Origin of the sequence: Mangrovibacterium lignilyticum (assembly GCF_010882175.1) — a bacterium.
Taxonomy (GTDB): Bacteria; Bacteroidota; Bacteroidia; order Bacteroidales; family Prolixibacteraceae; genus Mangrovibacterium; species Mangrovibacterium lignilyticum.
Genome location: NZ_WKLH01000005.1, coordinates 249,720 through 275,950, shown reverse-complemented (window position 1 = coordinate 275,950; position 26,231 = coordinate 249,720). Strand labels below are relative to the sequence as shown.

Sequence of the window (26,231 nt, the reverse complement as noted above, 5' to 3'; positions counted from 1 at the left end):
TTTGCTTATATTTGAAGTTTTGTTCGCCGGAAACACGATCCGGCGAGGGCAAAAATAGTTTGATTGAGTTTTAACATTTGTGCAGCTATGTCTCAGGAATTGATCATCGGGTTAACCGAACATCGTACGTTTGGCCATCTGTTTCAGGCTTTTTTAATCGAGAAGCGGGTTTCCTTCTACACCATCGTCAAGTTGGTGAAGCAACGGGACATTGCCAGCCTGCAACTGAATGAAGAACAGGCGCAACTGGTGAAGCTGGTGGAGCAATACAGCGATGAAAAGCTGGTTCAGAAGTTTTCGAAGCAAAAAGAATCGGGCAAGTTTTTCAATCAGATGGACCCCGACCTCTTTGAAAACCACATCAGCCCATACATCGACAAGCACCTGGCCCGGATCATCCCGATACTGATGCGCGGCAACACCCGCCTGTTCTACAAGCAGGCCAAATATTCCAATTTGTATGATGAAGATTGGATTGAGGTTCCCCGGGTTTATACGGCATGTTGTTTTTGTTTTGACCGAACGCCTGAAGGTACCCGCTACCGGCTCGAGATTTCGCACCAAGAGCAAGTGCTGAGCCTGCTTCACAAGCAGGTTATGGTTGTCGCGAACGAACCGGGAGCATTTCTTCACCAGGGACGCTTGTACGTTTTCGAGAAACTAAGTGCCAAAAAGGTACTCCCCTTTGTCGAGAAAGAGTCAATTTTTATTCCGTCGCAGGTGGAAGAAAAATACTACAAAAGCTTTGTTTTAAATGCGCTGAAGGAGTTTCCGGTTAAAGCCAGTGGTTTTACCATCAGCGAGGGAGAGTCGAGCAAAAAGGTGTTGCTGTCGCTCGAGCCCAATTTGCGCATGGAAGCGGTTTTGCTCACCAGCTTTCAATATGGCGAAAGCGAATATTTGCCCAACAGCAGACAGGAAGTGCTGGTCGACTTCACGATTAAAAACAACCAATACCATTTTCAGAAAATCAGGCGTAACCGCGATTGGGAGCAATCGAAACTGCAGTTCCTGAAACAGTTGAACCTACAGGAAGAAAACGGCGGCTTTTATCCCAAGGGAATGGAGTTGCTTAGCGATAAGGACCGGCTGTACGAAATGATTAACTGGCTAAACCGCCATAAGCAAAAGCTGGAAGAAGCCGGCTTTGCATTCTCGCAAAACCGCCTGGACAAGGTTTACTCGACCGACACACAGAATCTGGAAATCCAAATCAAAGAGGGTGAAGACTGGTTCGATATTTATGGCAACGTGCAGTTCGGCGAATTTCAGATACCTTTCATTAAGCTGAAACGGCATATTTTAAGTGGCATCCGCGAGTTCGAACTGCCCAACGGCGAAGTGGCTATTCTCCCCAAAGAATGGTTCACCGAGTACGGCGACATCATTCCCTTTGCCAAGGCCGACGGGCACAACATGCGCCTGAAGAAGTACCACTACCTGCTGATTCAGCAAAAGCTGAAAGGCATCGACAAGAGCTTTTTTAACCGGTTGCAGGAGATTGGAGCCAAGGCCGACCGACAAATTGTGGTCCCCGTCAACTTACAGGCAAAGCTCCGCTCCTACCAGCACGAGGGCTTTTCGTGGATGTTCAATTTGTACGAAAACCAGTTTGGCGGCTGCCTGGCCGACGATATGGGACTGGGGAAAACCTTGCAGACCCTCACCCTGCTGCTGAAACTAAAGCGCCTGAAGAGCACGATGAGCATTCCGGACTTTGACAGCCCAAAAGGGCAAGGCAACTTGTTTGAAACAACGAAGACTGAAAATAATCCGGTCGACGAAAAAGCGGAGCCGCAACAGACGGCCAGCCTCATTGTGATGCCCACTTCGCTGCTGCACAACTGGGACGCCGAGATCCGGAAGTTCACGCCGTCGCTGAAGGTGTACAAACACTTTGGACTGTCGCGTAAAAAGAAGGGGAACTTTAAAAGTTTAGCCAATTACTACGATATTATTCTGACCAGTTACGGTACCGTCCGGAATGATTTTGACCTGCTGAAGGATATTGAATTCTTCTACGTTATATTGGATGAAAGCCAGTACATCAAGAATCCCGGGTCGAAAACCTACCAGACAATTACGCAGCTCAAAGCCAAAAACCGGCTGGTGTTGACTGGTACGCCCATTGAAAATTCGCTGTCGGACTTATGGGCACAGATCAACTTTGTCAATAAAGGACTGCTGGGCAACCTGGCTTACTTTAAGCGGGAATTTATTACGCCGATTGAAAAGAAAAACGACCCGGATCAACAGCAAAAGCTGCAGACCCTGATTCGTCCGTTTGTACTTCGGCGAACCAAAGAGCAAGTTGCGAGCGACCTGCCACCGGTCACCGAGCAAATTCGCTATTGCGGCATGGCCCGCGATCAGAAACGCATTTACGAGGAGGAGAAATCGGCCATTCGGAACAGCATCCTCGAAAACATTGAGAAGGAAGGCGTCGAGAAATCAGCCTTTGTTGTTCTGCAGGGACTGACGAAATTGCGGCAACTGGCGAACCACCCGTCGATGCTGCATGGCACCGATGAAAGCGAATCCGGCAAGTTCGAAGAGATTATGCAGACCCTTGAAAGCCTGATTGCTGAAAAGCACAAAGTCTTGATCTTTTCGTCCTTTGTGAAACACCTGGAGCTGGTGAGAGAGCAACTGGAAGAACGGAAATGGAAATATTCCCTGTTGACCGGGCAAACATCGAACCGCGAAGAAGTGATCAAGAGCTTCCAAAACGATGAGGAGAACCGGGTGTTCCTCATTTCGCTGAAAGCGGGCGGCGTTGGGCTCAACCTCACTTCGGCCGACTATGTGTTCATCATCGACCCGTGGTGGAATCCGGCTGCCGAGATGCAGGCCATCGCCCGGGCACACCGTATCGGCCAAAACAAAAAAGTGATGGTCTACCGGTTCATCACCGAAGGCAGCATCGAGGAGAAAATCGTTCAACTGCAGGACCGCAAATCATCGTTGGCCGACAAATTCATCAACTCCAACAATCCGTTTAAGAAGATCAGTAAAGACGAAATCCTGAATCTTTTCAGCTAGTTCAGACCAGCGCATTTCGTTTTAACAAACGGCTGACTGTAACATTTCCGGCCATTCGCTTACTTATAGTCCGGATTGTCATGTGCGTGCCTGTCAAATCTCATTGAATGCGAATGCCAACACGCTAATTTTGTGCGCCCAATCAAAAGGAATTAGAAACAACAAAATAGTCGAAAGTAATTGATCATGAAAAGAGTTTACCTCATATTAGGTGCATTCCTCTTTACGCTAACGCTGTTTGCTCAAAAGCAAATGAGCCTGGAGGATGCTGTTTTAGGCCGGTACTCCTATTTGTACCCGCGTCAACTTCACCAGCTGCAATGGCTCGGCGACGACAAACTGGTTTATCTGGAAAATGACACCATCTGGGAAACCGACGTAAAAAGCGCCGGCAAACAAATGCTGATCAGCGGCTCCGCTTTAAAGCAATCGGCCGCAAAAAGCCAGCTTGAGTTTACCCGAATTCCCGGCTTCACAACCAGCAATGCCAACGAATTAATTTTCAATGCCAACAATACGATTTCGGTGTTCAATTTGAAGAATAAGCAATTTGAATACACGCTTACTGTTCCGGAAGAAGGTGAAGTTCCGGATTTCTGTGCAGCAGGCCGGTCGGTAGCCTATGTCAAAGGCCAAAACCTGTTTATCGTGAAAGACGGCAAAGAAACCCGGGTGACCAACGAAACCAACGAAGGTGTTGTCTGCGGCCGCTACGTTCACCGTCGTGAGTTTGGCATCGAGAAAGGAACCTTTTGGTCTCCCTCGGGCAAATACCTGGCCTTTTACCGCAAGGATGAAAGCATGGTGAAAGATTATCCGTTGGTTGATTTCATGGCCCGGCAAGCGGAAGAAACACCTGTCAGATACCCCATGGCCGGCATGACCAGTCACCAGGTAACGCTGGGGGTTTACAATGTTGAAACAGGAAAAACAACCTACCTGAAATCTGCAGGTCCGGACGATCATTATCTGACCAACATCAGCTGGGGACCGAACGAAGAGTTCATCTACATGGCCGAACTGAACCGGGCACAAAATCACATGCAGCTTAATCAATATCGCGTGGCCGATGGTGAAAAAGTGAAAACAATCCTGGAAGAAAGCCGCTCAACCTATGTGGAGCCGCAACACCCGATTCAGTTTTCAAAAACCAATCCGAATGAGTTCTATTACTGGACACGAAACGATGGTTGGTTCCACCTGTATGTATACAATACCGACGGTGAGTTGATCAAACAACTGACTAAAGGAAATTGGGAAGTCACTGAATTTTACGGTACCGATTCCAAAGAGAACTATGCTTACATTCAGGCGACAAAAGAAAGTCCCATTGACCGTCACATTTACCGCGTGAACATCAAGAGTGGCGCGATCCAAAAGCTGGATAATAATGCCGGTACGCATAAAGCCGACTTCTCGCCATCATTCGCCCATTTTACCGATAAATGGTCGGCCAATAAAAATCCCGGCCAGACTGACCTAATCGCCACCAGCGGCAAAGTTGTCCGAAACATCTCAAAAGCTGAAGATACCCTAAAAGATTACCAACTGGGCGAAAACAAAATCATTACGCTAAAGGCCGCTGATGACTCTACCGACCTGTACGCCCGCATGATTTTACCAACCAATTTCAACCCGAATAAGCAATACCCGGCTATCGTTTATGTCTATGGTGGTCCTCATGCACAGCTGGTCAACAACACCTGGCACAACGATGCCAACTGGTGGTTCTATTATATGGCTTCTCAGGGGTATATCATGTTCACCGTCGACAATCGCGGCTCGGCCAATCGAGGCCAGGCGTTCGAGGAGGTTGTCCATCGGCAGCTGGGTGTTGAAGAAACCAAAGACCAAATGAAGGGAATTGACTACCTGAAGAGTCTTCCTTATGTCGATCAGAATCGAATTGGCGTTCATGGCTGGAGTTTTGGTGGTTTCATGACGCTGAACCTGATGTTGCGGCAACCTGAAACCTTCAAAGTCGGTGTGGCCGGCGGACCAGTAGTCGACTGGAGCATGTACGAAGTGATGTATGGTGAACGCTACATGGATACACCCGAGGAAAACCCAGACGGCTACAAGGAATCCAATATGCTGAATCATGCCGGCAACTTACAGGGGAAACTCTTGATGATTCACGGCGCTCAGGACGAAACAGTCGTTATGCAACACAGCATGAAGTTTCTGCGCGAATGTATTGAGCAAAATAAACAAGTTGACTTTTTTGCATACCCAACTCACGAACACAACGTTCGCGGCAAAGACCGGTTACACTTAATGCAGAAGATCAGTCAATATTATTTCGATTATTTGAAGGAGGATCCATCCGGACAAAATATTAGTCAGGCACATTAGCATGCCTTTAACACGCAAAAAAAATCTACCATTCACCTGAGATTTCGGGTAATGGTAGATTTTTTTTTGCGCAGTTGACTGGTCCCGTGCCAAAATCGAAACTCAACCGACTACTCCAAGGTCAACCGTTACTTAAATTGAAGCGGTTCCGGCTTCCGGGGTTGAAAACTATAAAACCGGCTTCCGCTCAATTCCCGTAAGCTGAATCCGAAAGCACTTGCATCAGCCGGATGTCCCGGATAAAATGCCAATCGCAACTGAATGGTTCTGAAAATGAGGTTTTCATTCCGTATTCTAACCCCTCCTCCGATTCCGGCATAATAATCCTGCGTGAAAATAACCTTCTTGGACGATCCGATAATCCCCAGATCAGCGAACCCGAAAAAGGCGAAGTTAAAATTCAGGAGACTTTTCCGAAGAAAAACAACCGTCTCAGAGCTGAGCACCAAGCGTTGCGTTCCTTGCGGAATATCGGTGTAGAAGCCGCGAATTCCATATCGATTCTTCAGCAGCAAGCTTTCCTGTTCAAAGCGTTTGAAACCGTACAAATACTTCAATTTTAAAAACTGCCTTCCACTTTTCACCCCTAATCTGAATTGACGGCTAATGTATTCCCAATTCAACTCAACCAAGCCCTGCTCCATCCTTCGGGCGTTGAAAAAACTCCCGATTCCAGCCGACAAAAACATATATGACGGCTTATAGTTGATCAGGTTTCCGGATGAAAAATAGAGATGAGAATACCACCGATCATCACTTTCGTTATCGTCAAAACCAATCACCCACTCATGCAGAAATCCTTTCGGAATATCTTCAGTAATTCCATAGCCTAAAATGTGGTGATCTCGAATATAGTAGCGTCTGGACAAGCTTAAGCTTGCCATGTACATATTAGAGTGCGAAAACAACTGTTTATTATCTTCGCCCGGGGGTGGTCGATCATAAAAATACAAGTTCCGGTATCTCCCCGACACCACAAATTGTAAATTATTTCGCTCCGTATTATCACCGATCTGAAAGGAATATCCAGTCCAAAGGTCAAACGACCGATAATTTAAAGAGGTATCTATTGGAAGTGTTTCATTTTCGTAAAACCGATCACTTCTAAAAAGGCGGTAGAAATCTAACCCACCACCCCATTTCGTGCTCGTTCTTAAAAATTGTTTTTCCGACTCGAACACAATACCCTCACGCCTGTAAGTATTGGCATACCCCAAAGCGACATTCACAAATTGCCCGTTAATATTATTGATCGAGTAAAACCCTTCAAATCCAACATAAGGCTTCTCATCTACATTCGACACTACCGCAGCCGATATTTGGTGTCCCGCCCCCCAAACATTCTGGTTATACAGCTCCAACGTCCCCGCATCAATGGAACTAAAACGAGCGCGGACTCCAAAGGCAAACACATCCTTGGTAACAACAGTCAGGTCCACATACGTGCTGTCCATCTCATTCACTTGCGCTATTATTCTAACATCCTTAATAAACGGCAACAAACGAATAATCCGCTCGTTTTCAAGTAAGCGTTCAGGATCAAGTTCATCGCCCACGTGAAATAGGATATTCTTTTGAATAATTCGATCATTGGTTCGCGTATGAACTTTATTGGCAAATTTTTCAATTCCAACATCAGTTACTTTCGATGTATCCTGAAATGTCGGCCCGAAAATATCCAACTGCTTAAAGGTTATTGTTGCGATTCGTTTTCCCTGAAGTGCATTCAACTTCTCATATTGATTAAAAAGCTCTTTCGAATCGTTCTTTTCGCTGACAAGACGTTCATAAACAAACCGAGTAAATCCGTTTTGCTTAATTTCATCTGAGACACTATCCGGCAAAACCTCCGTCTGCTGATTCGCATCGCCAACAGAATCGACCTGAAAATCAACAGCAAAACCATTAACTACTAACGAAAAGAAAGCAATGGTTAATATTTGAGAGGTTATATTCATTTCCCTAATCCTAATAGCTAAAAATAAAAAGCCCTTCTTAATTATTATAATTTATGATCTGAAATAATAATCAAAGTATGTAAAATTCATACACAGACTGACATATTTTGATAATAAAATTGATTCGCATTATTATAACTTTGCACTCCATGCAACGAATTAAGAAACTATATCACGACAATATATACGGTATAATCGGCACCCTGGCCTTTCATGTCTTACTATTTGTAGCGATCCTACTGGCAAATGTGAAGATTGAAGGCGAAGTCAAAGAGGAAGAAATTATCATTGATTTCAGCTCGATTGAAGAATTACCGGAAATTGAAAAGGTTGAAAAACCCATGCAGGAAGATGAAAACACCCCATCTGCCAGTTTGGATAATCCTTCAGCGTCGATGAGTAACCGTGCGGTTAACGACGCTGCTCAGAAAGATCCGTTTTTTGATGAAGACTACCAACGCGAGATTGCCGAAGCACAAAAATTAGTTACTAACGTCAATAAACAATTATCCAAAGAAATTCCGGAAATGAAGAAGTTTGAAATGCCGGAACAAACCACAGAAGGCATGGATCCTGAAAAAATTTCCAATACAGTCTATTCCGGCGAGAGTAACATTCATTACAACCTGGAGAATCGTTATCACGTTCGCTTGCCAATCCCGGTCTACCTGGCAAAAGGAGGTGGCAAAATTACAGTTGACATTTGGGTATCACCTTCCGGTAAAGTCATTAAAGCGCAGCTCCAACCTCATGCGCAAATATCGGATCCCATGCTACCTGAGTATGCACTTCAAGCAGCACTGCGCACCGTGTTTGATGCAAAAGCAGATTCCCCCTCGCCTCAAAAAGGAACAATCTCGTACACATTTGTGGCACAATAAGCCCCTTATTGTAGAAAAAACACTGTTTTAACATCAATTAACAAATTTTCAAACTAATTTGCTGTTTTTGAGCATATCTTTGTGATACGTTTTTTTTCATAAGTTTAGGTTTAGTTAGGTTAGTTAGTTTAGTGAGAAAAGGTAGGCCAGAGGGTCTACCTTTTATTTTTTACCCCTCGGATCCATTCTCCCTCATTTCAATCCGAACTCAGATTAGCTCCAATTATTTAATTGAACTTCTTCAATCTTGATCTATTCATCCATCGCGCTCAGAGCACAAGTCAAACATTAACAAAATTTAAATGGGTTAAACTAAACGAATAAACCTTATAGCTATCAATAGTTTAACCGGATTCAATTTGTTAACGGATTCTAAATAAATTAATCCTCCTCTTAAAAAAATTGATTATATCTTCTTGTTTTTTAAACATTTTATAGACATATTTATCCTGGTATTTCAAAAGAATTTTGAACGCTCGTTTTCCTCTACGCTATTAGTTGAAACAGGTACATGATTTTTTTATTTCAGAAAGAGAGAATGATATGGTAAACTATACGAATGAAGAACTCCTGCACGGGATTCTTAGAAATGATAATCTGGTCCTCCAGTATATTTATAAAAATTTCTTTTATAAAATTAATTTCTTCATCAAGAAGAATAGTGGGGACGATGATGATTCGAACGATATCTTTCAGGAGGCGATCATTATTATTTACCGCAAACTAAAAGCAAATGATTTGGTTTTAGACTGCTCATTTGAAACTTACCTCTATTCTGTTTGTCGTTTTCTTTGGCTGAAACAACTGGAAAAACGCAAAACTGAACGCGAAAAAATTCAGGACAATCATGATTTCAACACTGAAATCTACGATAATGCGTTTGAGACTACTGCTGAGATGAATGAGAAATACCGCCTTTATCAAAAGCACTTTAAAAATTTAGGAACCGACTGCCAACGAGTTTTGCAGATGTTTTTTGATAAAGTTCCGTTAAAGCAAATCGCTAAAGTCATGGGGTTTCAGAGCGAGAAATATGCCAAGAAGCGAAAATACAAATGCAAAGAGTACTTGGTTAAAAGTATCAAACAAGATATTGAATATAAGAAGATTTTGGAAAACAACCTGTAGTATTCAATATCTGCTATTCCGAACTTGACACACTAATTCTTGCGGAGTCAATCTTATATCTGAAATATTGGTAACGGATCAATTTATGCCTTGCTTCTCTTGGTATGCTTTTTTCTGCGCCTAAACTGATCGACCAAAATCCCAATTATAATCAAAAGCACTATTCCGATAAAATACAAATCCTTTCCTGCATATAGTGGAGAAGTATTTCCAACAGCGACATACGCGAGCCAAAAATGAGGATGAGCTTTTAACGGATCCGCGTTTTCGATGTGCGCAAGTTTAGCAAGTCGCAATGCGTCAGCTTTATTTTTCCCACTGGAAAGGAAGCGGTAAAAATCGCGCATGATATTAGCCCCCGACTCGTCTTCAACTTCCCAAAGCGTCATTATTATAGAAGGACATCCGGCATATAAAAATCCTCGTGCCAAACTCATCACTCCTTCCCCTTTTTGCATCTTTCCGCTTCCGGTATTACAAGCGCTCAAAACTGCCATACGAGCGTTCAACTGCATATTGTATATCTCGCTGGTATTTAGCCAGCCATCATCAGTTCCATCACTCAAAGGCTTTGCAAACGCCAATTTTGAATACATTGGCAAGGTATCATTCATTATCGTGTGCATGGCCAGGTGGAGTACATCATAATCTTTTGCCAACGCTTTGAAGCGACTTTCCTGAGCCAAGGAATCCTTAAAGATATCACCAGCCATAAACTGGTTAATATACTCCACTTCTTTGTCTACAGCTTGTAGAGGCAGCAGTCCTGCCCTGAATTCAGCTACTTCGTTATAATCACGGTCGTCATTATCATAGCTCGGAGCAAAAGCCAACAATCTTTTATCCGCCTTTTTCTCTTTCTCAAAATAGTCAAAGAGCAAGGTGGTTGAATAGGTGTAACTAATCGAGTGTTTCCGAATCAGGTAGGGTAAATTTCTAAAATTCATCGCCGCAGTATCCGGCATTTCATACAATAAGGCATCAAAGGGAATATAAGCAAGTTTATCATCCGGTATCACCACCAAATTCTTCCCCTCCAGGTCCTGCTCCATTTTACCAAATAAATCATCATACAATTGATAGGACGACAACACGTAATTCTGATAGTCTGTCTTATCCGTGTATTGATAGTCGGAGCTCGTTAAAAATTGATAGACATCTTCGATTCTTTTCGTGAATGTAGTATCTATTGAAATCTTCGAAAAACTGAATTGATCGTTAGTGATCACAAACCGGAATAAATTCCCGGAATATTTGTGTCCATCAGGTTCATCAATTAAATATTCAACAATCGCATCACGATTCCGGATTCGCTCCCGAATCTGATCCAAACTAACAACTTCATCAGCATATTTAAAGGAATAGTACTTGGGGAAAGAGTCTTCAAGCAATTGAACCAATTGTGTATATTTTTCTGTATAATTAAAAATCTTACTATTATATAAGGCAACCTTTACAGAGTCCGGCTCTTCCTGTTGACTCTCTTCGTACAACATTTGCTTATAATTAGAGATATTAATTTTCAACACATCTTCTTTGTTCTGCAAACTATCAGGAATGCCACCAAACTGTTTTGCCCGGGAATCTTTAACCGCAGCCAGGAAACTGGCAGATTTGCTTTTCTCTGTTAATTCAAAGCCCTTACTCACATACTGGTCTTCATTTGTTTGATTATATAGTTTGTAGCAAAGGTTGACTGCTTCGACAAAAGTTGATTGCTGATTTTCGGAAAGGAAAAGACGGCTATCTTCCGACACAAAACCAGTGCGAATTTGATGAACTAATTCAATCGCCATTTGGATGGCTTCCAAACCAGATTTATAATAAGCAATCGCCTCTGGCTTTTTATTTATGTTGAGTTTTAAATCCCCAATTGCAGAGAAGCATAGCGATTTCTTTTTCAGAATCTCCAGTAATTGCAGTTCCGAAACTGCTTCTTCAATTCCGGGATTTGTATTTGGATCCGTATTATTAAAAGTACTTGTTGCTGCAATTATAGCTTTCTGATAATAATTCAGCGCCTTCATCAAGTCCTCTTGCTTCTTCATATTAAAGTCTGACAGATAGCTTGCTTCAGAAAATCGCAAAGAATAATAATCAGCATAATTGATCATGACCGATGCATACTGAGTACTTCGTTGAGAAAAGTATTTCGAAATAATCTCTTCTGAGATGTCATTATAATGAGGTATTTCCTCATAACTTTTAGTAGATAGTAATAATTTAACGTAATCATTGTATTCTAACCCTAAATCGTAGCTACTAACTCCAACTGTTTTTTTCAAAATACTAAAAGTCTCCTGATAATATTGCTTTGCCAATTTATCATCTGCAAGCTCTACATAAATTCGAGCTAACAAACCTGTGTAATACGATTTTATATCTGCTTGGACGGTATTGATATTTTCATTACAAACACGGATGGCCTCTGAATACCTTTTTAATAAGTATAAAGCTTCTGCAATGTTATATTGAGTAGTTGTGATCGCATCTTTATAATTTTGCCAGTCTTCATTGAAAACTCTTAACGCACTTTGTTGATATTCATAATTCTTTAAGTAGTCCCCCTTTAATTTATAGATAGTCCCCAGGTTTACATATACAAAACCTAATCTAGGATAACCGACTGAGTACTCACCAATGTATAATCGCTCAGCCTGTAAATAATTATCTATCGCCCCTTCATAATTCCCTAAATTTTTATTCTGAATTCCTATATTAATTAAAGTACCCGCCAATCGGTGCGAATAACGACCAAATTGCTTTTCTCTTATTGTCTTTAATCTGTAAAAGTAATTTCTGGCTAGCTCAAAATCACCAAGGCGCGCCGCATTGATCCCCTTCTTATTATACTGGATTGCTTTGATACTATCAGGTATACCATCTAATGATTTTAGATCTTGTGAGCTAGATTGAAATGAAAAAATGAAAAAATGAAAAAAAAATACCATCTTCAAGTATCTGTATATATTGCACTTACATGTTAGTCGAATTATTTTATTCATTTTTCTCTCTTTTGCTGGGGTTACCTTTTTCCTTATTCTCGGATAAACCATCGAACAAGGATAATTAAGGATTTCTAAGTAGTAACCATTAAAATTTAAAAGTAATGAAAACTTTATTTGCTAACAACGAAAAAAACATTTTTGATTCATTCGAAGTATTAACTAAAGAAGAATTAAACTCAGTAAAAGGTGGAATAAGTAGAGACTTGGATCTTTACGTTGAAGACCTTGACTAGTAAAAAACCGCTATTATCGTAGGCTAAAGTTCGAAAAGAACATTCACTAAAAATCTGTCAGACAATCAATTATTCTAAAAGCAAAGCAATTGATTATTTCAGCTAAGTGAAAAAAAAATTCTTCAGATAACAACAGCCTAAACTTATTACGATAATTTTATCACTGTCTCACATCTCTTAAGATTTACTGAATTTTGCTGGAATTTATTGTCAAAATTTATTCGACATTTGAATCATAATTATTCATACTGATAGTTTGACAAAGCAATAATTAATTCCACGAATCTATTTAAGATTGTTCTTTGTGTGCTTAAAAAAGAAAAATTAAAGAAAGATGATACGCAAATCAAATATAACCGAATACATTGACAAGTACCTTAGCCAGGAGTTGACCGGCGACGAGTTAAGGGAATTCAATGCTGAAATGGCGATCAACCCAGAGGTTGAAGAAGAACTGGAACTTCACCAGGCAATAGAAGCAGCCATTCAGGAAACAGACATAACTGAATTACGAAGCAACTTGCAAGCCATTATGGATCAAGAGTCTGAAGAAGAATTCGACGAATTGATAGTTGCTGAAAGTGAAAGTTACAGTTTCGAGTTATCAGAAGATTTGTCGTCTTTCAAAGAATTCAAGTCACCGGTCAATATCAACGATATTATCAACTTTGGTCAGAGCTTACCCAAATTACATCTGGCACAGCATAAAATCGCTGAAAAAGAAAACATTCATCAGTTTTACAAAGAACAACTTGAAGAAAGCAATTCCACTGACGAAGAATTTGAACTTACTCCTTTCGATGAAGCTATCTTTGCTGAAGTACAAGTAGCAATGGCAGAGAAAGATGTGGCTGATTTGCGAGCTAATCTGCAACAAATCGCAACTAATTTACCAGCACACGAGTTCAGTTCAGACAAAATTGACCAGTACATTAATCAAGAATTAGATGCTGACTTATTGAAAGATTTCGAAAATGAACTAGCTGTCAATGAAGGTTTAATGCACGACATTGGATTATACCGCGAAGTTGATCAGGCCATTGGAGAAACTGACATTATGGATCTACGAGCTAACCTGGCTTCTATCCAACAGACCGAAGCGTCCACATCACGAAAAGTTGAGGAAATTGATCAGTTCCTGAACATGGAGCTTTCTGAAGACGAATTGGCCTCATTCGAGTCAGAACTTTCAAACAATCCGGATTTAGTTGCAGAACTTGAACTCTTTAAGGAGATTGATTCTGCCCTGGAAGAAAAAGATGTGATGGGTCTGCGAGACAAACTTGACCGAATCAGCAAAGATATCATCAAGGAAAAACGCAAAGAAAGATCTTTCATCGCACGAATCCCGAATTCACGGATTGCTGTTGCAACGATTGCTGCCTCACTGATACTGTTGATAAGTATTACAAGTCTTTTGAGCAGGCATCAAGTAGCTAATGAACGAGAACTTTATAGTGAATTCTTCAGGCCTTACGAAGCAACAGGTATCTTCCGGTCGAATAACAGTAATCTGGATAGCAAAATAAGTATTGCACTACACAAGTATAACGAAGCAAATTACGCTGAAGCGGTACAACTATTCAATGAAGTATTGCAGTCAGATTCAAGCAACCCGGTTGGTAATTTCTACCAAGGTATGTCTTACCAGGGACTAGGCGAATTCAACCAAGCAATATCATCTTATAATGAAGTAATTAAAGCAAAGAATAACCTCTTCATGGAACAAGCTGAATGGTACACCGCCTTATGCTACCTTCAGAATGATAACAGAAGAAAAGCATTTAAACAACTACAAAGGATTGCTGAAAACAATGGTTACTACAGTGAAAAAGCATCAGCAGTACTTCGCAAAATAACAGATATAGAATAAAAGAAATTTCAAGATACATTAGCAAATAAAGATTTAAGCGTTAATACTGACAAATCCTTAGTTCCTTAGTTCAAATTATCCAACGTTAGTTACGCAAAAAATCACCCGGTATTCAAAATTAGATTCCTAATTATCCGTTCTGTTCAAACAAAATAATTTCGAATACCCTTCCTTTTGCAAATAAAAGTTTTCAAAATAATGGCTATAAGCAAGCTCGGTTTCCGGGCTTGCTTTGTTTATGACATTCCGAAACCGAAACGAACGAATCCCATAATCGACCAGGTAGTATAGCAGGATACATCAACGGAACATCAGCTGCTTACAAACGAATCTGGGGAATTGGTTCTCTCTGCTCTTTGGCCATAAATAATATACAGATGCTTAACTGAAATCAATCGCTTTAAGAAGATTGAGTACACCATCTAAAACCAGGCAACCAATAAGTCTGCTATCACAATCCAACGACAGAAAATTCGACGAAACTGATCATCCTTAAGCTGATATCTGACAATGAAAAAGCCGCTCAGGCATTCCTGAACGGCTTCATTTAATATGATTCAATGTTGTCCTCCTGCTTTGGGGACAACTCAATAAAGCAATCCTAATTTTTCTTTGAACCGCGATACAATTCGTATTTCCTGAAACTGCAAGACAAAGAACCATTATACAATGGAATCTTTTTAGCTGGCTTCAATCCCAAGGATTTTAAACATTCGTTTGTCGATATAATCCAGGCAATAGAATTTTGAAAACCATGTTTCAATTTCTCACCGATCATATTGTACAAAGCTTCATCACCGGATTGGAGCCTTTCCCCATAGGGAGGATTAAAGATCAGAAAATCAGAATCTGCCTTTTTATCCAAGGCTTTAAAGTCGATAACCTTAAGACTAATAATATCATCGACATCTGCCTTCTCTGCATGCTTGGCTGCAACATCTACATTTCGCCGGTCAATATCAGATCCGTAAATTTTGAAGTCGACTTCCTTATGGTCTTTCAAGTCCGTAACTTGTTCATATAGCTTTGTCGAAAAATTCTTCCAATGTTGAAATGAATAAGCTCGTCCGACTTCTCCGGGAAGGATATTTTTAGCCAACATAGCAGCTTCAATCACAATTGTACCGGAACCACACATCGGATCGGTCAGGGACTCAGAGCCATCCCAACCGGCCAATTTTAGCATTCCTGCAGCCAGCACTTCACTGATTGGTGCTTCATGACGGCCGGTTCGGTAGCCACGCTTGTGAAGTGATTCACCACTGCTGTCCAACGAAATCGTACAGGCATTATTCGCAATATGCAAATTCACGACAACCTGTGGATTACGGGTGTCAACTGATGGGCGATTTTGTCCCGCCTTGCGAAAACGATCAACAATCGCATCCTTCAATTTCAATGATGCAAACATCGAATTCTGAAACAGATCGCTAAAAACAACGCTTTGAACCGCAAAGGTTTTATCGGAATCAAAATACTCTTCCCATTTAATTTTCAGGGCCTGGTGATACAAATCGTCAACCTTCAATATTTTAAAGTCGCGAATATTCACCAACACCTTCAATGCTGTTCGCAACGAATAATTAGCCCGGTAAATCATTCCCAGATCTCCGGTAAAATAAACAGCCCGGCGAGCGGGCTGAACATCATCTGCCTGCAGGTTGAACAACTCTTGAGCCAATACTTCTTCAAGCCCAGCGTAAGTTGTAGCAACCAACTGATAAGTTTCAATCATTATTTTGTTATAAGTTATATTCCCGCACCGTCTCTAAATGATGATTCGCGAGCTTTAAATTGAAGAACTTTTGAATTTGGTGCGACATTATTGGTTACCCAAACGTTACCACCAATCACCGAATCGCGCCCAATGCGAATACGTCCGAGGATGGTTGCCTGGGCATAAATAATCACATTATCTTCCACTATTGGATGACGCGGCACGCCTTTAATCGGATTGCCATGTTCGTCTAACGGGAAGCTCTTGGCCCCGAGCGTTACCCCTTGATAAAGCTTAACATTTTTACCAATAATACAAGTCGAACCAATTACAACCCCCGTTCCATGGTCAATCGTAAACGATTCACCAATTTCGGCTTTGGGGTGAATGTCAATACCTGTTTCAGAATGCGCCATCTCAGCTATGATCCGCGGAATGAGCGGAACACCCAGTTGCATCAGCCGGTGTGCAATCCGGTAGTTCGAAATAGCCCGAACAGCCGGATAACAATAAATAACCTCACCGCGGCTTTTTGCTGCCGGGTCACCTACAAATGCGGCTTCAACGTCGGTTACTAAAATGCGACGAATTTCAGGTAAAAAGGCGATAAAATCAGCCGCCAAACTACGGGCATGATGTTCCTGTTCTTTAAAATCTACCTTTTCGCGATTCTCGCATTCGAAGCACAAACCAGCCATAATTTGCTCGCATAACAAGGTGAAAAGTTCGTCCAGATACACGCCCATATAGTGACGCACAGTATTGGGTCGAAGACTTGTATTTCCGAAGAATCCGGGGAACAGAATTTCCCGAACCATGTTGACGATGTTTCCCAGCTTCTCTGAAGATGGAACCGGTTCTCCCAAACGATGTTCGCGGCAAACTGAGTTGTATGAATTAGCGTCGGCCAACAACTCCACTGTTTGGTTTATTTTAGCTAAAATAGAATTATCAGATTGCATTTGTTTCGTCGTTAAATAAGGTTGTACTTAAATATCTTTCTCCTGTGTCGCAAATAATAACAACCAGATGCTTATCCCGGTTTTCCTCTCGCTTAGCTATTTGAAGCGCAGCGTACACATTTGCTCCTGAAGATATTCCACATAACACACCTTCCTGCTTTGCCAGTTGGCGTGCCGTCTCAAAAGCGACCTGGTCTTCGACCGGAAAGACTTCATCATATGATTGTGTGTTAAGCACTCCTGGAATAAATCCGGGGCCAATTCCCTGTATCTTATGAGGTCCCGGTGGATTGCCGGAAAGAATTGCTGAAAAAGCCGGTTCCACAACGATCGTGTAAACCGATGGCTTCAATTCTTTCAAAGCTTCAGACACACCTGTAATTGTACCACCTGTTCCGGCTCCGGCCACAAACAAATCAACTTTTCCGTCTGTATCATTCCAAATTTCCTGAGCCGTTGTTCTGCGGTGCATTTCAACATTAGCCGGATTTTCAAACTGCATAGGGATAAACGAATTCTCGTTCTCAGCTGCCAGCTCATTTGCTTTGCCTATAGCCTCCTTCATGCCGCCTTTTGCGGTTGTCAAAACAAGCTCGGCTCCATATGCATTCAACAACATCCGTCTTTCAACTGATACGCTTTCAGGCATTACAATTTTAAGCTTATAACCCCGAACAGCACAGACCACCGCCAACCCAATTCCGGTATTTCCACTTGTCGGCTCAATGATTACCGTATCCTGATTAATCAACTTTTGCTCTTCGGCGGCAGTGATCATCGCAATCGAAAGGCGATCCTTAACCGATCCTCCTGGATTTTGTGATTCCAACTTGAGATACACGTGAGCACAACAACCTTCTGCCATCTTGTTCAATTTGACCAATGGTGTATTCCCAATAAGCTGTAATACGTCAGATGCAATTTTCATAATAATAAAATTGAAATGATTTTAGATTCAATTGTCCGGAGTTTAGCTGAACTAAAAAACTCCGGCACTCCTAACAAAAGTCATCTTTTTCCCCTTGATAAGCAAATATTCGATCGTGCAAAAAGCTAAAAACGGAAGTTATTTATCGCATCAATCGCATTTTTTAAGCGATCATCACCCTCACCTCCTATTTCGAGAAAAGACAGATTTCGCTTTTGAAATTCCTGTTTATAAATGTCGTAAAGCTTACTGCGCACTTCTCCCCCGTTTTCTCGAAGCGGATCCGGTTCCCAGGGAATATCGGGTTTACACAACAAATACAAATTGACGGGATGGTCCGTAATAGCGGGTTCGAGCCATAGCGGTTGTCGCTTATACACCCAGTCGAACCAAACCTTTGTGACAATCAGCCAGGTATCAAAAAACTGGTATTCGGCCTTATCAGCCATTGCTTCATCGTATTGGGCCAGTTGCCCCCGTGTAATAGCTTCGACATCTTCATAACCGTATTCACCGGTTTTTCCGGACAGGTAATTTCGCGCGAATTCCGGGAAATCTCTTCCTCCAAAATGATTCGCCAACTGTTTGGAAAGTGTGCTTTTGGCGGTAGACTCCGGCCCTGTTAGAACGATTAGTTTTTTCATCGGTGCTATTTGATCGATTGAATTTGCAGGACCTTCAATTCATTTCGCCATTTCATGTAGCCGACAAGCGCCATGGCTGTATAAACTAAAAATAAAACAACCGTTGGCCATAATCCCTTTATAGCATACAATGCCGCTGAGAAAAAGTCTACAAAAATCCAAATCAACCAATGTTCCAGGTATTTTCGGGCAAGCATCCAGGTAGCGACCAAGCTTAAGGAGGTTGTTAAAGCGTCGCCCACCGGAACCGGTGAATCAGTATAATTTTTGAGTACAAACTCGATCAACATGAAAAATACAACGCTGGCAAAAATCAGCCAAAGCCATATTTTTCGAGGAGTTGAGCTTACGTGTAATTGCGAATCGCTGGCTGCATTCCCTTTCAACCAAAAATACCAGCCATACAAACTAACCAGCACATAATAAACCTGCAAGGCCATATCGGCATAAAACTTGGCAACAAAAAACACATAGACATACAAAGCCGATGCGAGTAATCCCACCGGCCATGTATAAATGTTTTGTTTGATCGAAAGAAAGATATAAATAAGACCTAAAACGGTCCCGGAAACTTCAACCCAATTGGCAATCAGCCAACTTAAAATAGAATCAATCATCGTTTAATTATCTGCCAGAATATCGTCGTATTTAGAAGCATCTTCCAAAACTTCTATTGCTTTTTTTATGATGTCCTCGTCCTTGTTAATCACCTGAAAATAATAATTGGTGCCATAAATATCGCGTGCAATCATAGCTTTTCCAAGTCGTTTAATGAGCGGGCGGGCAAAAGCGATACTCTCTTCATCACCGTCAATTTTTTCCTTGGTTGCCTCAGCAATTACTTGTTCAACAAACTCATCGTTAATTGCGAAATCCTTGCTATAAGCCGAAAACTCAGGATAGTTTTTCTTAATCTCTTCCCGATTGCCATCCAAATAAGTCAGTATGGATGAATTCAGGATATTCCGTCGAACCAATTGGTTATAGAACGAAAAGTTGGAGGTCGTGTCCAAAGGAACGAAGATATCGGGCATGATACCACCGCCGGCATACACTGTTCGTTTGTTGTTGATGGTTGAAAAAACCTGGCTTTTGTCGAAGTGAATACTGTCTTTCGAAAACAGTTCTCCGCTCTCGAAGCGATTCAAATAGTCTTGACGGTATGCAGTCACACCTTCGTCGTATGGTTTTTGAATACACCGGCCGCTGGGCGTATAATAATGGGCCGTGGTTAAGCGAACAACCGATCCATCGGTTAAGGGGAAAGGTTGTTGCACCAGCCCTTTTCCGAACGAGCGACGGCCAATGACCAACCCGCGATCCCAATCCTGAATGGCTCCTGTTACAATTTCGCTGGCCGAAGCAGATCCTTCATCAATCAGGACCACCAAACGGCCTTTTTCGAAATCACCAACGCTGGTCGATTTGTATTCTTTGCGCCGGTCGTGCGTTCCTTCAGTGTATACGATTAACTCGTCCGATTCCAAAAACTGGTCGGCCAGCCGAATGGCTTCTTTCAGGTAGCCACCACCGTTACCGCGCAAGTCGAGCACCAGGTTTTGGAGCTTATTCGATTCTTTTAATTCAGCAAAAGCTTTATCAAACTCGTCGCCGGTTGTCGCTGCAAAACGGTTTATTTTGATGTACCCGGTATTGTCGTTCAACATATATGAAGCATCTAAACTATACAGCGGAATTTTATCGCGAACAATGGTAAAATCCAACAGCTCGGGTCCACGGTTACGCTGAATCTGCAACTTAACTTTGGTACCTTTGTCGCCTCGCAGCATGTCCATCACATCGCTGTTTTGTAGTCCGATTCCGCCAATCGGTTTACCGTCAACAAACAGGATCCGGTCGCCGGGCATGAGACCAACTTTCTCCGACGGCCCGCCGGGAATGGTCGTGACCACCATGAGCGTATCGCGCAAAATATTGAATGAAATACCGATGCCTTCAAAACTTCCGACAAGTGGTTCATTCATCTTTTCAACTTCTTCTTTTGAAATGTATACTGAATGCGGATCCAGCTTCGACAGGATATCCACAATGGCTTCTTCGGTCAGTTTATCAACATTTGTTGAGTCGACATAGTAACTATCGACCAATCGAAGCAACCGCCCGAATTTGATCATATTCGACTGCACATCCTGCGATTGCACTGTTGGGCCGCCCCACAAAATAAGTGCTGCAAACAGCGTGCTTACAATAAATTTAATTCTCCAACTCCTATTCATTTTCATTTCCTCCCAAGAAAATCGGGGCCCCCATAGCCCTATAAATTAATGAAACCATTTTAGTGCTTCCAAAGCGCACTGGAAATGGGTAAACGCTCATTTCCGCATTGAAAGCTAAAGATAGAACAATATCCTTTCTACTCAAAACAACTCAAACCTAAGAAAAGTTAAATGCTCCATGATTTCGGTTTGAATGCATTCAAAGAATGCCGGGATAATTGGGGGAGGCGGATTCCAATTTGCTGTGTTTCGATCCTAAATCTAAGGATCCTATCTTCTGGAAAAAATCAGTTTAAAAAAATCTCCAACTGGTCGAAATCGATTTGGATCTGACCTTTGATCAGGCCATTGGTATCTTTGAGTTTGCTGCCATCGGTTTTGCCTAGGAATTTTAGCGGAACTGCCGGACTCCGTGTTCGGCTTTATTGGTTCAATACACTGGCAAACGAAATTGTTCTCAAGCAAACAAAAAAAGGGAACCAACACGGCTCCCTTTTTGAAATATCTGTTATTCGAGAATTATTCCCATTCGATGGTGGCTGGCGGTTTCGAGCTGATATCGTAAACCACGCGGTTAATACCACGCACTTTGTTGATGATATCGTTGGACACCTTCGCCAGAAACTCGTAAGGTAAGTGCACCCAGTCGGCAGTCATCCCATCGGTAGACATAACTGCACGCAGCGCAACCACGTTTTCGTAAGTCCGCTCATCGCCCATGACACCAACCGACTGTACCGGCAACAACATCACACCGGCTTGCCATACATCGTTGTACAGGCCACTTGTTTTCAATCCGTTGATGAAGATATAATCGGCTTCCTGCAAAATGCGCACCTTCTCCGGAGTCACATCGCTAAGGATACGGATGCCCAATCCCGGTCCCGGGAATGGATGACGGCCCAGCAATTCATCGTTAATTCCTAAGGCTTTTCCTACGCGGCGAACTTCGTCTTTAAACAGCAAGTTCAGCGGTTCAACCACTTTCAGTTTCATTTTCTCGGGCAAACCGCCCACATTGTGGTGCGATTTAATGGTTGCCGATGGTCCGTTTACCGAAACAGATTCAATCACATCGGGATAAATTGTTCCCTGTGCCAACCATTTTACATTTTGCAATTTGTGTGCTTCAACGTCGAACACTTCAATAAAGTCGCGACCAATCACTTTGCGTTTTTGCTCCGGATCAGTAATTCCGGCCAGGTCGTCCCAGAATTTTTGTTTGGCATCAACGCCAATGACATTTAAGCCCATGTGCTTGTACGAATCCAAAACAGCTTCGAATTCATTCTTACGCAACAGCCCATTATCAACAAAAATACAGGTTAGGTTTGCGCCGATTGCTTTGTGCAGCAACACACCGGCAACAGTCGAATCGACACCACCCGAAAGACCTAAAACAACTTTATCGTTGCCTAATTTTTCTTTCAACTGGGCAACCGTTGTTTCGATAAACGAATCCGGTGTCCAGTCTTGCTCGCAACCACAAATATCAACGGCAAAGTTTTTCAGCAACTGCGTTCCTTCGGTTGTGTGGTAAACTTCGGGGTGAAACTGAATCGCGTAAGTCGATTCCCCGTCAATTTTATAAGCGGCGTTTTTCACATCGCCTGTCGATGCGATAATTTTATAGCTTTCAGGAAGGCGCTCAATGGTATCGCCATGAGACATCCAAACCTGGGTATTTAAAGTCAAGTGTTTGAATAATTCATTTTCCTGATCAATGTATCCCAAATTGGCACGACCGTATTCCCGCGAGTTTGAAGGAAGCACTTCGCCTCCGAAATAATGAGCCAGGTACTGTGCACCATAGCAAACACCCAACAACGGCAGTTTTCCCTTAATGGCCGACAAGTCCGGTTTTGGCGCGTTTTCGTCGCGAACGGAAAACGGGCTACCACTTAAAATAACACCTTTTACCGTTTCATCGATCTCGGGGTAATGGTTGTAAGGATGAATTTCACAATAGATATTCAGCTCGCGCACACGTCTACCGATCAATTGCGTGTACTGGGAACCAAAGTCAAGAATAAGAATTTTCTCTTGCATGAATCTGATTTTTATTGAAAGCGCAAAGATAGAAAAATCCGCTAAATCAGACCGGTGATTTAGTAAATTGGCAGAATGGAAATTAACAAACAAAAAATGAATAGCCGAATCCACCTAAAAACAAAAGAGATTGCCCCAACAGACAATCTCTTTGATTAATTATTTGAATACGTTCTTACAAATCCAACTCAGCCATGATGGCGTCGATCTTATCTTCAGCAGCTTTTTCAACCGCGTCATATTCCGCGCGGGAACTTAACTTGGCAGCTACTTCAAAATAGAATTTAATTTTTGGTTCTGTACCTGAAGGACGAACCGAAATCTTCGTTCCATCTTCGGTGAAGAACTGCAATACATTGGCTGTAATTTTCTGATCGATTTTCTTCACATCGCCTGTCAAAACATTCTTTTCTGACAGGTCGGCATAATCTTTCACAATTTTCAACTTGCTTCCACCCAATTCTTTTGGAGGGTTCGCGCGAAAGTTCACCATCATTTGCTTAATCTCGTCAGCGCCTGTTTTACCGGGACGGACGATGTATTTCATTTTTTCTTTCGAATAACCGTATTCCAGGTAAAGATCCTGAATCAGCTCGTACAAGGATTTTCCCTGGTCTTTTGCCCAGGCCGCAATCTCTCCCATCAAGGCACAAGATGAAACGGCATCTTTGTCGCGAACGAAATCGGCTGGCATAAAACCAAAGCTTTCTTCTCCACCACCGATGTATTTCTTTTGACCTTCGAGGTCGCGAATAATTTCGGCGATATATTTAAATCCGGTGAAAACATCGAAATATTCAATTCCGTTAACCCGGGCGATATCTGCTATTTTCTCAGTTGAAACGATTGTCTTTACAATGAACTCATTCCCTTTGAGCGCATTGCTTTCTTTCATTTTGGTAATGATATAGTAAATGAACAGCAACGCAGTTTGGTTACCGTTAATAATGACGAACTCGCCTTTGTCGTTCTTAACAGCCACTCCAAGTCGGTCGGCATCCGGATCTGAAGCCAAAACCACATCGGCGTCAATTTCCGCCCCTTTCTTCATGGCCATTTCCATTGCCGCAGTTTCCTCCGGATTAGGTGAAACCACTGTTGGGAAATCGCCGCTAACCACATCCTGTTCCGGTACGTTGATGATATTTTCGAATCCGAATGCTCTTAATGCAGCCGGTATTAATTTCACCCCTGTTCCGTGGATCGGTGTATAAACAATTTTCAGGTCTTTGTGCTTAGCAACAATTTCCGGAGCGATTGAAACAGTTTTAACTTTCGCCAGGAATTTGTTGTCCATCTCCTCACCCAAAATTTCAATCAAAGCTTCATTTTTATCAAACTGAATGTCTTCAGCTTTTACCTTCTGAACTTCGGTGATGATGTTTTTATCGTGTGGTCCAACAATCTGAGAACCATCTGTCCAGTATGCTTTGTAACCGTTATATTCTTTCGGGTTATGCGAAGCCGTCAGGATAATACCGCTTTGACAACCCAGCTCGCGAATAGCGTATGAAAGCTCAGGTGTAGGACGCAAATCTTCGAACAGGTACACTTTAATACCATTGGCTGAAAAGATATCGGCACTTTTCTCCGCAAACAAACGACTGTTGTTGCGACAATCGTAACCAATAGCCACTTTAATTTCCTTTCCTGCAAATTCTTTTTTCAGGTAGTTGCTCAAGCCCTGAGTGGCTGCCCCAACGGTGTAAATATTCATTCTGTTACAACCTGCGCCCATAATACCGCGCAAACCACCTGTACCAAATTCCAGGTCTCTGTAAAATGAATCGATCAGTTCTGTTTTATCATCCTGATCCATCATGCGTTGAACATCCTTTCTTGTATCAGCATCATAAACATCACTCAACCAGGTCTGAGCTTTACTGATAACCATTTCTAAAACATCGCTGTTAGCTGCCATACGTTATATTATTTGATTATTGATAGTTTTTATACGTGAAAGAGATTCGTTGTCAAAACACGCTCCCTTCTGTCTAATTTATTAAGCTTTAAGTTTACTGATACACAGTTTCAGACTGTCGCGCCAATAAGGGATTTTGACACCAAAATTACGCTTAATCTTCGATTTATTCAGAACACTGTAGGCCGGTCTTTTGGCCGGTGTAGGATACTCTTCAGTGGTAATCGGGTGCACATTGCATTCGATATTGCAGATTTCGTGAATTGCCTTCGCAAAGTCGTACCAGCTGCAAACACCTTCATTCGAGTAATGATAAATTCCTGCTTTCCAAGCCGAAGGATTAGCTTTGGTTTTGGCAATAATGGTCAAAATAGCATCAGCCAGATCGGCTGCATAAGTTGGCGTTCCAACCTGGTCGGCAACAACTTTCAATTCATCCCGCTCCTCACCTAATTTAATCATGGTTTTCAGGAAGTTCTTCCCGTAGGTTGAATACAACCAAGAAGTGCGGATAATCAGCGCTGACGAATCTTCTTTCACCAACGCAATTTCCCCATTCAATTTCGTTTTGCCGTAAACCGAATCCGGATCAACCAGGTCGGTTTCAACATAAGGCAAACAGGACAGCCCATCGAAAACATAGTCGGTTGAAACATGAATAACCCGACAACCCAGAGATTTTGAGATTTTCCCAAGAAATGCCGGCACCTTGGTATTAATTAAAGTAGCCAACTCGCCGTCCGTTTCAGCCACATCGACTGCCGTATAAGCAGCACAATTAATTATAAAGGATGGTTTTTCCTTTTCGCAATACAATTTAACAGCATTAAAATCTGTCAAATCAAGTTCATTTACATCAGTAAATAAAAACTCCAAACCGGAAAACTCGGATGCTCTGGATTGAATTTCTGATCCTAACTGTCCATTTGCTCCGGTAACTAATACTTTCATGTACGAATTTTTAATAGAATGAATGGGATTATCGTTCGTCCCCGAGTTCAAAAATATGGCTTAAATAAAATCAATCAATAAAATCCGGAAAAAACATGTGCTTTTTTAACAATGAACTATAAATTGACTTTCGCGCCACCTGATTTGAATCATTAGTTAAAAATAGCTTAATGAATGTTTTCAATCCAAACTTACAACAAATAATTCTCCGGCAACTTAAAAAACGGTTTGAAATCCATCCTTGATAAATTTTCCAAAACATGGGCCCAGCAGGCTTTTCAGATGATCAGGATCATACGATCTCTCAATAAATTCGCTTCAAACTAAAACATTCTGCGACAATT

17 protein-coding genes are annotated in these 26,231 nt (G+C 42.0%); 6 read left to right on the top strand and 11 right to left on the bottom strand.

The annotated features are described in order from the left end of the window. Positions 1-63: 63 nt before the first annotated feature. Both GJV22_RS19980 and GJV22_RS19975 read left to right on the top strand, forming a co-directional pair. Positions 64-3,042 carry a DEAD/DEAH box helicase gene (locus tag GJV22_RS19980; RefSeq protein ID WP_205461975.1) on the top strand — a complete coding sequence of 993 codons (2,979 nt, stop codon included), beginning with the start codon at positions 64-66 and terminating at the stop codon, positions 3,040-3,042. A gap of 186 nt (positions 3,043-3,228) precedes the next feature. Next, complete coding sequence (locus GJV22_RS19975) at positions 3,229-5,397, top strand: S9 family peptidase (protein ID WP_163717954.1); 2,169 nt, start codon at positions 3,229-3,231, stop codon at positions 5,395-5,397. Between the two features lie 128 nt (positions 5,398-5,525). On the opposite strand, the gene GJV22_RS19970 is transcribed toward GJV22_RS19975, so the two are convergent. Beyond that, positions 5,526-7,355 (bottom strand): BamA/TamA family outer membrane protein, encoded by a 1,830-nt coding sequence (locus tag GJV22_RS19970; protein ID WP_163717952.1) that lies wholly within the window; start codon positions 7,353-7,355, stop codon positions 5,526-5,528. 149 nt (positions 7,356-7,504) lie between these two features. On the opposite strand from GJV22_RS19970, the gene GJV22_RS19965 reads away from it, so the two are divergent. Both GJV22_RS19965 and GJV22_RS19960 read left to right on the top strand, forming a co-directional pair. After that, positions 7,505-8,236 (top strand): energy transducer TonB family protein, encoded by a 732-nt coding sequence (locus GJV22_RS19965; RefSeq protein ID WP_163717950.1) that lies wholly within the window; start codon positions 7,505-7,507, stop codon positions 8,234-8,236. 543 nt (positions 8,237-8,779) lie between these two features. Then, positions 8,780-9,364, top strand: a complete 585-nt coding sequence (locus GJV22_RS19960) for an RNA polymerase sigma factor (RefSeq protein ID WP_163717948.1) — start codon at positions 8,780-8,782, stop codon at positions 9,362-9,364. A gap of 83 nt (positions 9,365-9,447) precedes the next feature. On the opposite strand, the gene GJV22_RS19955 is transcribed toward GJV22_RS19960, so the two are convergent. Continuing rightward, positions 9,448-12,369: a CHAT domain-containing protein gene (locus tag GJV22_RS19955; RefSeq protein WP_163717946.1), complete on the bottom strand. Its 2,922-nt coding sequence runs from the start codon at positions 12,367-12,369 to the stop codon at positions 9,448-9,450. Positions 12,370-12,473: 104 nt separating this feature from the next. Here GJV22_RS19955 and GJV22_RS19950 point away from each other — a divergent pair, with 104 nt between their 5' ends. Together GJV22_RS19950 and GJV22_RS19945 are read left to right on the top strand one after the other, a co-directional pair. Then, positions 12,474-12,605 (top strand): bacteriocin, encoded by a 132-nt coding sequence (locus GJV22_RS19950; protein WP_163717944.1) that lies wholly within the window; start codon positions 12,474-12,476, stop codon positions 12,603-12,605. Positions 12,606-12,939: 334 nt separating this feature from the next. Continuing rightward, on the top strand, positions 12,940-14,478 hold the full coding sequence (locus GJV22_RS19945; protein WP_163717942.1) for a tetratricopeptide repeat protein: 1,539 nt from the start codon (positions 12,940-12,942) through the stop codon (positions 14,476-14,478). Positions 14,479-15,079: 601 nt separating this feature from the next. On the opposite strand, the gene GJV22_RS19940 is transcribed toward GJV22_RS19945, so the two are convergent. The 9 genes from GJV22_RS19940 to rfbD all read right to left on the bottom strand — a co-directional run bounded on the left by GJV22_RS19940 (position 15,080) and on the right by rfbD (position 25,887). Next, positions 15,080-16,213: a THUMP domain-containing class I SAM-dependent RNA methyltransferase gene (locus GJV22_RS19940; protein ID WP_163717940.1), complete on the bottom strand. Its 1,134-nt coding sequence runs from the start codon at positions 16,211-16,213 to the stop codon at positions 15,080-15,082. Positions 16,214-16,227: 14 nt separating this feature from the next. Next, on the bottom strand, positions 16,228-17,157 hold the full coding sequence (locus GJV22_RS19935; protein WP_163717938.1) for a serine O-acetyltransferase: 930 nt from the start codon (positions 17,155-17,157) through the stop codon (positions 16,228-16,230). After that, the gene (gene cysK, locus GJV22_RS19930; protein ID WP_163717936.1) at positions 17,147-18,085 is read right to left on the bottom strand and encodes a cysteine synthase A; all 939 of its coding nucleotides are present in this window, start codon (positions 18,083-18,085) and stop codon (positions 17,147-17,149) included. Before cysK ends, GJV22_RS19935 begins: the two co-directional genes overlap by 11 nt. A 125-nt stretch (positions 18,086-18,210) precedes the next feature. Further along, complete coding sequence (locus tag GJV22_RS19925; protein ID WP_163717935.1) at positions 18,211-18,729, bottom strand: AAA family ATPase; 519 nt, start codon at positions 18,727-18,729, stop codon at positions 18,211-18,213. Between the two features lie 5 nt (positions 18,730-18,734). Continuing rightward, positions 18,735-19,346 (bottom strand): nicotinamide riboside transporter PnuC, encoded by a 612-nt coding sequence (gene pnuC / locus GJV22_RS19920; protein ID WP_163717933.1) that lies wholly within the window; start codon positions 19,344-19,346, stop codon positions 18,735-18,737. A gap of 3 nt (positions 19,347-19,349) precedes the next feature. Then, positions 19,350-20,966, bottom strand: coding sequence for a S41 family peptidase (locus tag GJV22_RS19915; RefSeq protein ID WP_163717931.1), 1,617 nt, complete (start codon positions 20,964-20,966; stop codon positions 19,350-19,352). Between the two features lie 519 nt (positions 20,967-21,485). Beyond that, entirely contained in the window at positions 21,486-23,015 is a 1,530-nt protein-coding gene (gene guaA / locus GJV22_RS19910; RefSeq protein WP_163717929.1) for a glutamine-hydrolyzing GMP synthase, read from the bottom strand. Between the two features lie 175 nt (positions 23,016-23,190). Further along, positions 23,191-24,936, bottom strand: coding sequence for a phospho-sugar mutase (locus tag GJV22_RS19905; RefSeq protein WP_205461974.1), 1,746 nt, complete (start codon positions 24,934-24,936; stop codon positions 23,191-23,193). An 81-nt stretch (positions 24,937-25,017) separates the two neighbouring features. Further along, a complete protein-coding gene (gene rfbD / locus GJV22_RS19900) occupies positions 25,018-25,887 on the bottom strand; it encodes a dTDP-4-dehydrorhamnose reductase (RefSeq protein ID WP_163717926.1) in 870 nt (289 codons plus the stop codon). Between the last annotated feature and the right edge of the window lie 344 nt (positions 25,888-26,231).